Here is a 12,047-nt window from a genome sequence, read left to right as displayed (position 1 = left end):
GCATTATAAAGATAGTTGCACATGAATTTCAACAAGATAAAGAGCATGCACTTCCCAAGCGATGTTTACATAGGTCACGATGCAATTTTAAATATAGGCAGTGTTGTTTCAAAGTTCTTAAAGTCAGGCGATGTTCTTTTAATAACCGGTGAAAACACATATAATATAGCTGGCAAAAAGGTTCTATCAAACTTAAATGATTTTGATGTTAATGTAATAATAGCATCCAGGGCAACAAGGGATTCAATAAAAAGCATAGAGGAATCTTTGAAAAACAGGAGATCAGGTATAGTGCTTGGCGTTGGCGGTGGCTCCAAAATAGATATAGCAAAGAAGATAGCATATGATTTGGGCATACCTTTTATAAGTGTGCCAACGACGCCAAGCCATGATGGCATAGCATCTCCAAGGGCATCAATATATGATGGCAAATCTGTTTACTCCGAGGAGGCAACGATGCCTTCGGCAATAGTTGCGGACACATCAATAATGGTTCTTGCACCTTACAGATACGTTGCCGCAGGCGCGGCAGATGTAATATCAAATATAACAGCGGTTCTTGACTGGAAGCTTGCAAACCGTTTAAAGGGGGAGGAATTCAGCAGCACAGCTGCCGTTATGTCTGAATACGCCGGAAGGGAGCTCATTGAAAGATCATCGATGATCCAGCCCGGGCTTGAGGAAAGCATATGGCTTGTAACAAAGCAGATACTGGCCTCTGGCGCAGCCATGGCCATAGCAGGCAGTTCCAGGCCTGCAAGTGGCAGCGAGCACCTGTTCTCGCATGCAATAGAAATACTTGGTCCTGGCAGCTCAATACATGGTGAGCAGTGTGCCATGGGGTCCTTAATATCAATGTACCTTCACGGCGGGGACTGGGAGCTTTTAAAAAATACATACAGAAAAATAGGTTTAAACACAAGGGCAGAATCCTATGGAATAGGCAGGGAGATAGCAATAAAGGCATTAAGCATAGCACACAGGATAAGGCCATCAAGGTACACCATACTTGGTGAAAGCGATTTATCATACAATGTTGCAGAAAGAATATTATCAATAACAGGAATTATATAATAATGTAAATTTATATATTATAATAAAATAATTTACAATTGTAACAGTTAATTTTGAAAAAACACAATGTTAATATGTTAAGGCTTTTTATCCCATTATTATGAGCAAAATTACACTTATAGGAACAGACCTTGCAAAGGCAGGTATGGAGTTCACATTCGTTGGTCCATTATCAGGAAAGTGTGATGAATGTAGCCTGAAGAACGTATGCTTTAACCTTGAAAAGGGCAGGCATTACAGAATTTTAAACGTTCGTGAGAATATTAATCCATGCTTTATATACAATAAAAACAAGGTTTCAACAATAGAGGTTGAGGAAGCAACAAGTACATTTAATGTACAGTACAGCAGGCGTATAATGGAGGGCTCATCAATAGAATTAAAGTCCATGGAATGTGATTACTTGACCTGCCCGAATATAGAGACATGCAATTTAATACATATTAAGGAGCCAAGAAAGATTGTAATAAAAAAGATACTGGGCAGGATAGAATGCCCGAAGGGCTATGATATGAGAAAGATAGAATCGTGATATTATGATAAAAATCGGCATAGTTGGAAAACCTAACGCCGGTAAGTCAACACTATTCTCAGCAATAACACAGATCGATGTTGATATAGCAGATTACCCATTTACAACGATAAAGCCAAATGTTGGAATATCATATATAAAAAGCAAATGCCCGCATACAGAGATAAATGTACAATGCAATCCAAGGGAGGGGAAATGCATTGATGGTACAAGATACATACCCATTGAGATCATAGACGTTCCGGGATTAATTGAGGGTGCAAGCGAGGGTAAGGGTATGGGAAACCAGTTCCTGGACAATATACGTGATTCAGATATAATAATAAACCTGTTTGATGCTTCATCTGATTATAAAAATGATATATCAATGGTTAGAAATGAAATAATAAAATGGATATCATCAAAGATCTATGACAACTGGCAAAAGTTTTCAAGAAAGGAGGATGCATCTGGAGACAGGCTGGCATTAAAACTATTAAAGAAGCTCGCGACATTTGGCATTAATGAAAAACAGGTCGAATATCTTATAACAAAGGTTAACATGCCACAGCAGCTTTCGGTATGGACAGAGGATGATGTTATTGAACTATCCAATGCAATATTAAAGTACATAAAGCCTGTCTTTGATGTTGGAAACAAGGCCGATCTATTAAATGAATCGAATATAAAAAAACTAGAATACCCTGTTATATCGGCAGGATACGAGCTTGCACTGGCCAGGGCATATAGAAATGGTTACATAGATAAGTATTCAAGAGATTTTAAAATATCGGATAGGTGCAACGGGCAGCAGAGGGCTGTTTTAAACAGTATCCATGAATTCTACGAGAAAAATACCATGTTCGATGATGTTATATCAGGCATTGTCAACTCGCTTGGATATATAATAGTATACCCGGTCTACGATGAGACGAAATGGACAGATAAAAATGGAAACGTCCTTCCTGACGCATTTATAATGAGGGATGGTGATACCGCACTGGACCTTGCATTTAAGGTTCACAGCGAGATAGGCGAAAATTTTATAAAAGCAATAAATGGAAGAACGCACAGGATTATTGGAAAAGATTATAAATTAATAAATAATGATGTTGTAAAAATAGTTTCAGGTTCAAGGTGAGCTAATGGCAAATGGATTAAACGCAGGCAAAAAGCTTATGAAGTCAAGAAAAACGTATAGATGGTCTGACAGGGATTACAAGCGCAGGGTATTAAATCTAAAGAAGAAGAGTGATCCCCTGGAGGGTGCCCCGCAGGCCAAGGGTATAGTCATAGAAAAGGTTGGTATAGAGGCAAAGCAGCCCAACTCGGGTATAAGGAAATGCGTTAAGATACAGCTAATAAAGAACGGCAGGCAGCTTTCAGCATTTGCGCCCGGTGATGGTGCAATAAACTACATAGATGAGCACGATGAGGTCGTTGTTGAGGGCATAGGCGGAAGAATGGGAAGAAGTAAGGGTGATATCCCTGGAGTCAGATACAAGGTTATAAAGGTAAATGGCATTTCACTGCATGAGCTTGTTAAGGGCAGAAAGGAGAAGACGGTGAGGTAAGCATGGATCGTTTAATAATGGGAAAGTATGATGTTTCAGGAATACAGATACATGATATGGGCCTTGCAAAGTATATAAATTTAAATTCATACTTTAATCTTCATACAGGCGGCAGATATTCAAATTACTCCGCGGGAAAGAGAAACGTAAACACCATCGAGCGCCTTTTAAACAAATTGATGAGAACTGAGAAATGGACCGGTAAAAAGTATTCCGCATATCGTGTTTTAAAGGAGGCCTTTGAGATCGTTGAGCAGAAGACAAAGCAGAATCCTGTTCAGGTTTTAATAAATGCAATAGAGAACAGCGCTCCAAGGGAGGAGGTAACAAGATTAAAGTATGGCGGTATAGCTGTGCCGAAGTCCGTTGATGTTTCACCTTCAAGGAGGCTTGATGAGGCACTCAGAAACATATGCATAGGCGCAACAAGCAAGTCATTTAAAAGCAAGGTTCCAATAGAGGAATGCCTGGCAAACGAAATAATACTTGCGTCAAGAAACGATGGAAACTCATACGCCGTCAGCAAGAAGGAAGAAATAGAAAGGGTTGCAGCATCCGCAAGATAAAAATTTTTTAATAAATTTCATTTGCCTCAAATTTTTTCATTACCTTTTCGTAGTAATATTCTTCATATGTATATTTCCTTAACAATGGATAATACATAAATCCAAGCTTTTTAAGAATCTCCCTTATCTCCTTTGTTGAGTAATCAACATCAAATCTATTTTTTATGTAATCTCTTATCTCCTTAACGGTGCAGAATTTTTTCCTTACTATAAAGTCCCTAAGCTCTGCAATCTGCTCCTTGCTCAGCTTGCATGGCCTGCCTATATATGATCTTATCTGTGCCTTTGGCCTTATAATTTCATTTTCATTTTGTGTTATCATAATTAGTCATTACAAAGATAATATAAAAACATTTTTCTTTTTTTGCAATTTTTTTTATTAAAAAATACATTATATGTATTAAAATAAAAATTTTAACGAAATAAATTATTTTTCATTATAATTAAGCATAAAATTTATAAAAGAGTAAGATATAATGTAAATCACACTTCCATTTCTTTAAAAATTTATAAAATGCACTGTGTATTTAAAAGAAGCGTAAAATAATTATATTCCTACGACATTGTCATACATACATGTTTATAGAATCAATAGAAATAGATAATTTCAAATCATACGGTAAAAAAACAAAAATATATTTCAAGCCAGGTTTTACCGTAATAATAGGTCCGAACGGTTCTGGCAAAAGCAACATAGGCGATGCAATTCTCTTTGTTCTTGGAATAAGGTCAAATAAAACAGTAAGAATTGAAAGGCTATCAGATCTTATACATAAATCTGAAAAATCATCAAGGAACTACTGCTATGTAGAATTAAACATAAATGATAATGGCAATTTATATTCAATAAAGCGTGAGATAAAAAAGGAAAATGGTGAATACAAGTCAAACTATTATATAAATAATAATAAATCAAAGTACAATGATGTATCAAATCTTATAGATTCATTTCATATATATCTTGATTCGTACAGCTTTGTACTCCAGGGTGATATAAATAATATAATTACAATGTCCGGTTCTGAAAAGAGAAAGCTTTTTGAGGCACTGGCAGGCATAGAAAGCTTTAAGGAAAAGATAGAGAATGCAAGGTCGGATATACAGGGTGTTGAGAACAACATGAATACCGTTAGTGCATTGATATCAGAGATCTCATCAAGGCTTGAAAAGCTGAGAATAGAGAAGGAGACAGCAGAGAAATACCATGAATTAAGCGAGAGCATTAATTCAATGGAAAATTATCTTAGATTCAAGGAAAAGGAACGATTGCTTTCAGAATTGGAGATATTTCAGAAGAATGTGACTGATATAGAAAATAAGATAATCGGGCTAAGAAAAAAAGGCTCCGAAAATAATGATGAATTAAACAAAACAAGAAATGATATTAATGAGCTCGAGAAAAAGATAAACGATTTATCAGGCAATGAGATAAACAAAATAAGATCAGAGATCTCATCAATAAACGTTGAGATTGGAAAAATAGATGCCATTATATCATCAGAGGATACCGAACTGAAAAACATACAAATGAAATTAAAAACTGCAGAGGAGGCCCTGGCATTTTCAGAGAAAAACATGAAAAAGCAGATCGATGAAAGGGATTCAAAATTAAAGAGGCTATCAATAATCGAATCAAATGTTTCAAAGGCCGCAAAAGAGCTTGAGCATTTCAGGGAGGAAAATCTAAACAGGTCAAAGAGGCTCTCAGAGCTAAATTTAAAGCTTAAGTCCATAGATGAGAAGATAAAAATCAAAAGCGATGAAATAGGCAGTATAAATGAAAGAAAATCAGATTATATTAACAAGAAATCATCGCTTTTAAAGGAATCATCAATACTTGAGGAGGAATTAAAAAATCTTCGATTAAAAGAAAACGACCTTAAATGGAGGATCAAGAACTCAGAGATTGAGATGAATGATATAGAGAACTCAATGAAGACAGCTAATAAAAACTATGAGCTGTTAAGAACAGAAACCTATAATATATCAGAGAATATAAAAAACAATAACAGTAAAATAAAAAGCCTTGAGAGGGAGCTAAGAAACCTTAACTACAGGCCCGTTGTTTCAGAGGCGCTTAAGGAGATATATGCATTAAAAGATGTTTTGAAGGGCATATACGGCCAGGTTAAGGATTTAATAGATTACAGGGATGATTATTCAAATGCAATAATAGCCGGAGCAGGGAGCAGGCTATACAACATTGTCGTTGACAGCGATCTGACAGCCCAGAGATGCATAGAAACACTGAAGGAAAAGAAGCTTGGCAGGCTTACATTTCTGCCAGTTAACAAAATATTGAAGCCCCGGGATCATCCAAAGGCCATTGATTTAATAAACAGTGATGGCATACTTGGATTTCTAAGGGATTTTGTTTCATACGATAAGGAATTTGAGAATATTATATACTATGTATTTTCTGATACACTGCTTGCAGATTCCATGGAAACTGCAAGGAAGCACATGACCGGTGTAAGGATCGTAACACTTTCAGGCGAGATCTTTGAGCCGGCAGGTGCAATAACAGGCGGTTATCTAAAAAACGATGAGCTAATATACAGCAAAATAACGAAGGAGATATCAAATCTTGAAAACGAGAATAATATACTTAATGATGAGCTAAAGGTTAAGAGTGATGAACTTAACAGAATATCTGCAGCATTAATTAATATAACAAAGAAGAACACAGCACTTGTCGAGAATATAAAGAACTATAAATCATCCATTGAGGAGACAGTAATATCAATAAATGAAAAAGAAAAAAAACTTGGTGAGATAAAAAATGCTATAAATGAAATTGAAAAAGGCATTCAAAAACTTTCCTTTGATGAGGATAGCCTGAAGCTTGATCTTTACAAATTAAACAATGAAAAATCAGAGATCTTTAACGAGCTGAAAAAGATAAGTCCCGAGGATCTTGAAATAGAAAAATCCATGCAGAAGAATCTTGATGAATTAAACAATGAATATAACAATGCAAAGAACGAAATTTCAATTTTAATGAATGATATAGATCATCTAAATGAAAGAATAAATGATCTTAAATCAAGAATATCATCATATAATAATGAAATAGCATCGAAGTCCAGCAACATAAAGAATTTAAATGATAAAAAGGAATCCATGGAATTTGAATTAAACAAGAAAAATTTAATGCTATCAAGGCTGGAGTCATCGTTCAAGGAGGTTTTTAATCAAATAGAATCCAAAAAGAGGTATTACTATGAACTTGAGAAAAGGCAGAAGGAGATCGATGATTCAATCAATGAAAATAATATAATCATTGTGAACATGAAATCAAGGATGGAAAATATATCATTGAAAATAAATGAGATAAATTCGTCTTTAAATGGTGATATAAAGGAGTATAATAAAAGCATCTCAGAGATAAAGGCCCTGGTTGATAAATACAAGTCAGAGATAAACGCACTTGGCCCAATAAACCAGATGGCCGTTTCAGAATACAACGAGACCCTGGAAAGATACGGCGAGAATATGGAAAAGTACAAAAAGCTTGAGAGTGAAAGGTCAGAGCTTAGGGAGATAGAAAGCAGGCTCATCAATGAAGAAAAAATGGCATTTTTGGATCTTTTTAATAATATAAACAATGAGTTTAAGGATATATATTCAAGGCTAAGCGATGGTGGTGAGGCAACGCTTGAACTTTCAAACCAGAACGATCCGCTGAATTCGGAGGTATTTATAAAGGCCAGGCCAAAGGGAAAGTATATGATAAAGATAGAATCACTTAGCGGCGGTGAAAAGAGCCTTGCAGCGCTGTCGCTTATAATGGCATTTCAGCGTGCAAAGCCATCGCCGTTTTATTATCTCGATGAGGTTGATATGTTCCTGGATGGTTACAATGCCGAGCACATGGGTTCAATGTTCAAGGAAAATTCAAGGCATGCGCAGATAATTATGGTTTCATTGAAGGGTGCCGTTTCAAAGTATGCCGATCATATAATAGGTGTGACAACCTATGATAAGGAGAATACCGAAATTATAGAAAAGAGTCTTGACGATGAATAAGGATGATATATTAAAGATACTTGTAAACAGCGATGATATAGAATATTATTCGAGGATACTGGATAATCTCGATGATGATATAAACTATCCTGATCAGATATCCAGGACAATATCCACACTTTTTAAATTATGCATACTTGGAAAGATAGATCCATGGAACGTTGATATCTCAAAGCTGAGCGAGGCAATAAGCCATATCGATAAAAGGGACTTTGAGCTCCACGGCATCATACTTGCAAGGGCATGGCATATACTATATGAAAAGAGCAAGTCGCTTATACCAAGGCAGCCAGAGCCGGAACCGGATTACTATGATGAGCCTGTATATAATGATGATTATTACATACCCGAGATCGAGGAAAATATAGCACATAAGGAGACAGCAAAGGTGACGATACTCGATATAATAGAGGATATAAAAAAAATAAGGAAAAATGACGTCCAGGAAAAGAGGCAAACCGTTTCAGAGGTAATTGTAAAATCAAACCGTGATGAGATAGAGGAGGGTATAAAAAAGTTAATATCAGACATGGAATCATTTGAGAATCCATTTAAACTTGAGGATCACTGGGGAAATGAAAGATCAGAGCGGGCAAATTTTATACTTTACTCATTATTCCTGGTTAAAATGAATAAACTAAAATTCTCACAGGAGGTACCATACGGTGATGTACTTTACTTCAAAACTGAAAAATAATTAATAACATAGATATTACAATACATGATTCTTGATTTAATAAAAAAGAACGATGAGTACCGTGCATCTTTTATTCCGATGCAGGCCTCGGAAAATATTCTAAGCCCAAATGTAAGGACCGCGCTTTCATCGGACCTGGCATCAAGGTATTCACTTGATTTCAACGGCGATGATGGCTATGCCGGGAATAAATATTTCCATGAGATACTTGATAATATATATAAGAACGTTTCAGATCTGTTCTCGGCAAAATTCTGTGACCCAAGACCATTGAGCGGTCATATAGCTGCTTCTGTTTCATTGTACTCATTAATGGAGAACAGAAAGGTCATGGCAGTTCATGAGGACAACGGTGGCTATCCTGGATATGTTGCGCTCCAAAATCTTTTAAATTACAATTTGATAAGCATCCCTGTAAAATCTGGAAGTATAGACTATGATGCAATGGAAAAGATTGCAAGGTCAGAAAGACCATCGGTCATTATTCTTGGCCAGTCTGAATTTACAATGCCATATGATATTAAAAGGGTTTATGACCTTTCAAGGGAGATAGATTCCAGAATTATATATGATGCGTCGCATGTTCTTGGTTTAATTGCCGGGAGGAGGTTCCAGCCCGACGCATTGAGGTATTCTGATGTGCTCCTGGGCTCAACGCACAAAACGTTCTTTGGACCACAGGGTGGAATAATATTAACCAACAATGATGAAATATATAAAAAAATAGAAAAAAATATAATGTTTAAGTTCATGGATAACTACAATTTATCAAGGTTTGCGGCACTTGGCGTTGCCGTTGAGGAGATGCTTAGATACGGTGTGGAATACGCATCAAAGGTTATAGAAAATTCAAAAAAATTAAGAGAATACATGAATGAAAGATCATTTAATATACCGGAGACCGAGAGCCACCAGCTTCTTTTAAATATAAATGATTTAAAAGCAAAGGATTACGATTTTAAAAGCTTTTCATACTCAATGGAAAGGGCAGGAATACTAATAGACCGTGTTGGCAGAATAGGCCTTCAGGAGATCACAAGGCTTGGTTATGATGACATGTATAAAATCTCAGAGATATTTTATTCTGTTTACAATAAAATAAATATGGGTATAAGCATTAAAGATATAGTAAGACAATTTAAAATAATGTACTGGTGATATCATGGAAGTAAAGGACATAATGACAAGGGATGTTGATACGATAGATAAGGAGGAGCCAATATCAAAGGCACTATCAATAATGAAGGATACCGGCATAAAGCAGATGCCGGTTCTTGACGGTAAGAGATACGTTGGCATGTTAACATACAGGGAGATCATGAGGCGTGGCAGCATAAAAACAAGCTCAAAATGCTACAATTTTTCCATAAACACGCCAAGGCTCTCAGATAACATGGATATATACAAGGCAATAGAACTTTTAAAGGAAAGCGGTTTAAACGCAATACCAGTTTTTAATAAAGACAGTTTAATAGGCATATTATCAAGAACAGACATAATAAAAAATATAGACAGGATCATAGGCAACGCGGATAGCATAAAGAATTTTCAGATTATGAACAGCGATCCTGTAACAATAGAAATTAATGATACCGTTGATGATGCAATAGACGAGATAAGGGGCTTTGATGAGTACGAGATCCCGGTTACAGAGAAAAAGGTGCTCAGGGGCATACTAAGGATCGAGGATGCAATGAATGCAATTATACAGGACAAGGAAAAGATAAGCTACGGTGAATTTACCTCGGGAAAGTCAAAGGTAGAGGTCATTGTCTCATCAATAATGGATAATCCAGTCTCGGTTTACGAGGATGACAGCATAAAAAAAACATGCGATGTAATGATAAAAAACAATCTTCATGTTGTTCCGGTTGTAAACGATAAAAACATAGTCACAGGAATAATAGATATATCAGATATACTAAATGCAATACAGACAGGCGAGCAGGAGGGATACTTTATAGAAATCTCCGGTTTAAATGACTATGATGATGACCTTTATGATATAACATACTTCATGGCAGACCGTTTTCTTTCAAATGTCTCAAGGATCATAGGTAAATCAGGCAGGCTTTTAATACACGTAAGGAAGTACAAAACAGAGGGCCGTGGTAAATATTCAATAAGATCAAAGCTTATTGCCGGAAGATACCATTTAAACGTTGACAAGGCAGATTACAACTACGGAAGGGGCCTCAAGGAAATCTTTGAAACATACGAGGAGATGATAAAGGAAAAATGATTGATAAGATCCTGGATTATGCATCAAAGAGGTCAAGATATGCCGATGTAAGATACATATCAATGAACGATGATTATTTTAATGTAAGAAACGGCGAGTTCCAGGGAATAGAAAGATCGTCATCATCTGGATACGCTGTTCGCGTTATAAACAATTCAATCGCAATGGCCTATATAACTGACTTCGATAGAGACAAAATCGACGTTGCAATAAAAAAATCGATGATGCCTGGAAAGAATATTATTGACGAATCCGGTGGAATAAAATCATCCTGGAACTGCCTTGGGAAAAGGAAAATCGATGATGTTGATTTAAGCGAAAAGATCTCATTTTTAATGGATCTTGACAGGTTAATGCTTGAAAATGATGCATCTGTAAGAATAAATGGCCTGAACGAGACAAGGGTTAATGAAATATACTTAAACACATCCGGATCAGAGATAAAATCTGAATATTCAAGAATATTCTATTTTTATATGGCTGGAATAGAGGATTCAGGTGACTTTGAGGAATCATTTCAGGAGTACGGCTGCACGGGCGGCTATGATTATATTTATAATTTAAATCTTGATGAAAGAATAAAAAATGATATTAATTCACTTAAAATGTCATTGAAATCGAACAGGATTGAACCTGGAAGATACGATGTCATGGTTGGTCCGGAAATATCAGGCATAGTTGCACATGAATCCGCAGGCCATCCAATGGAATATGATCGAATCATTGGCAGGGAGGCTGCACAGGCAGGGAAATCATTTATAAATAAAAAAATGAGGATTGGCAGCGAGCACGTTAACGTTGTTGATGATCCAGAAATAAAAAACAGCTATGGTTTCTATCTTTACGACGATGAGGGTTCACCTGCAAAAAAGAGATACCTTTACAAAAATGGCATGGTTAATGAATACATACTAAACAGGGAGAGTGCCGGTATTTTATCTCAGAGATCAAACGGCGGCGGGAGATCATCATCATGGAATATGGAGCCGCTTGCAAGGATGAGCACAACATACATAGAGCCCGGAGATTACAAATTTGACGAGCTTATTGAAGACATAAAAAATGGTGTTTACATAAAATCATTTACTGAATGGAACATAGATGATTTAAGATTCAATGAAAAGTACGTTGGCAAGGAGGCATATATAATAAAGAACGGAAGAATAGAAAACAGGGTTAGAAGGCCTGTTATTGAAACGAACACTGTTAATTTCTATTCATCCATAGATGCCGTTGGCAATGATCTTGAGTTCAGCGCCGGCACATGCGGCAAGGGCGATCCGGAGCAGGGGGTGCCGGTATGGATGGGCGGCCCCCATTTAAGGTTGAGGAACCTTTACATAAAGTGATTTTT

11 protein-coding genes are annotated in these 12,047 nt (G+C 36.4%); 10 read left to right on the top strand and 1 reads right to left on the bottom strand.

All coding sequences use genetic code 11. From position 1 onward, the window contains the following. Positions 1 to 21 precede the first annotated feature (21 nt). The 5 genes from B8780_RS00605 (at position 22) to B8780_RS00585 (ending at position 3,725) form a co-directional block, all read left to right on the top strand. Positions 22 to 1,074 (top strand): NAD(P)-dependent glycerol-1-phosphate dehydrogenase, encoded by a 1,053-nt coding sequence (locus B8780_RS00605; protein ID WP_084272301.1) that lies wholly within the window; start codon positions 22 to 24, stop codon positions 1,072 to 1,074. Between the two features lie 100 nt (positions 1,075 to 1,174). Beyond that, positions 1,175 to 1,606 (top strand): UPF0179 family protein, encoded by a 432-nt coding sequence (locus B8780_RS00600; protein WP_084272300.1) that lies wholly within the window; start codon positions 1,175 to 1,177, stop codon positions 1,604 to 1,606. 4 nt (positions 1,607 to 1,610) lie between these two features. After that, a complete protein-coding gene (gene ychF / locus B8780_RS00595) occupies positions 1,611 to 2,726 on the top strand; it encodes a YchF-related putative GTPase (RefSeq protein WP_084272299.1) in 1,116 nt (371 codons plus the stop codon). A gap of 4 nt (positions 2,727 to 2,730) precedes the next feature. Further along, positions 2,731 to 3,159, top strand: coding sequence for a 30S ribosomal protein S12 (locus B8780_RS00590; protein WP_011177654.1), 429 nt, complete (start codon positions 2,731 to 2,733; stop codon positions 3,157 to 3,159). A 2-nt stretch (positions 3,160 to 3,161) separates the two neighbouring features. Next, on the top strand, positions 3,162 to 3,725 hold the full coding sequence (locus tag B8780_RS00585) for a 30S ribosomal protein S7 (RefSeq protein WP_011177655.1): 564 nt from the start codon (positions 3,162 to 3,164) through the stop codon (positions 3,723 to 3,725). Positions 3,726 to 3,732: 7 nt separating this feature from the next. On the opposite strand, the gene B8780_RS00580 is transcribed toward B8780_RS00585, so the two are convergent. After that, positions 3,733 to 4,047, bottom strand: coding sequence for a winged helix-turn-helix domain-containing protein (locus B8780_RS00580; RefSeq protein WP_084272298.1), 315 nt, complete (start codon positions 4,045 to 4,047; stop codon positions 3,733 to 3,735). A 254-nt stretch (positions 4,048 to 4,301) separates the two neighbouring features. On the opposite strand from B8780_RS00580, the gene smc reads away from it, so the two are divergent. From smc to B8780_RS00555, 5 genes are read left to right on the top strand one after another with little or no spacing between them, the layout of a single operon-like run. Then, the gene (smc, locus tag B8780_RS00575) at positions 4,302 to 7,754 is read left to right on the top strand and encodes a chromosome segregation protein SMC (RefSeq protein ID WP_084272297.1); all 3,453 of its coding nucleotides are present in this window, start codon (positions 4,302 to 4,304) and stop codon (positions 7,752 to 7,754) included. Further along, positions 7,747 to 8,451 (top strand): hypothetical protein, encoded by a 705-nt coding sequence (locus B8780_RS00570; RefSeq protein ID WP_011177658.1) that lies wholly within the window; start codon positions 7,747 to 7,749, stop codon positions 8,449 to 8,451. Before smc ends, B8780_RS00570 begins: the two co-directional genes overlap by 8 nt. A gap of 24 nt (positions 8,452 to 8,475) precedes the next feature. Beyond that, positions 8,476 to 9,609 (top strand): PLP-dependent aminotransferase family protein, encoded by a 1,134-nt coding sequence (locus tag B8780_RS00565; RefSeq protein WP_084272296.1) that lies wholly within the window; start codon positions 8,476 to 8,478, stop codon positions 9,607 to 9,609. A 4-nt stretch (positions 9,610 to 9,613) separates the two neighbouring features. Next, positions 9,614 to 10,693 carry a CBS domain-containing protein gene (locus B8780_RS00560; RefSeq protein WP_084272295.1) on the top strand — a complete coding sequence of 360 codons (1,080 nt, stop codon included), beginning with the start codon at positions 9,614 to 9,616 and terminating at the stop codon, positions 10,691 to 10,693. After that, on the top strand, positions 10,690 to 12,042 hold the full coding sequence (locus tag B8780_RS00555; RefSeq protein WP_011177661.1) for a TldD/PmbA family protein: 1,353 nt from the start codon (positions 10,690 to 10,692) through the stop codon (positions 12,040 to 12,042). Before B8780_RS00560 ends, B8780_RS00555 begins: the two co-directional genes overlap by 4 nt. The last annotated feature ends 5 nt before the right edge of the window (positions 12,043 to 12,047 follow it).

The organism is Picrophilus oshimae DSM 9789 (assembly GCF_900176435.1).
Taxonomy (GTDB): domain Archaea; phylum Thermoplasmatota; class Thermoplasmata; order Thermoplasmatales; family Thermoplasmataceae; genus Picrophilus; species Picrophilus oshimae.
The sequence above is the reverse complement of the archived record's forward strand: the minus strand, read 5'-3'. Positions and strand labels throughout refer to the sequence as shown.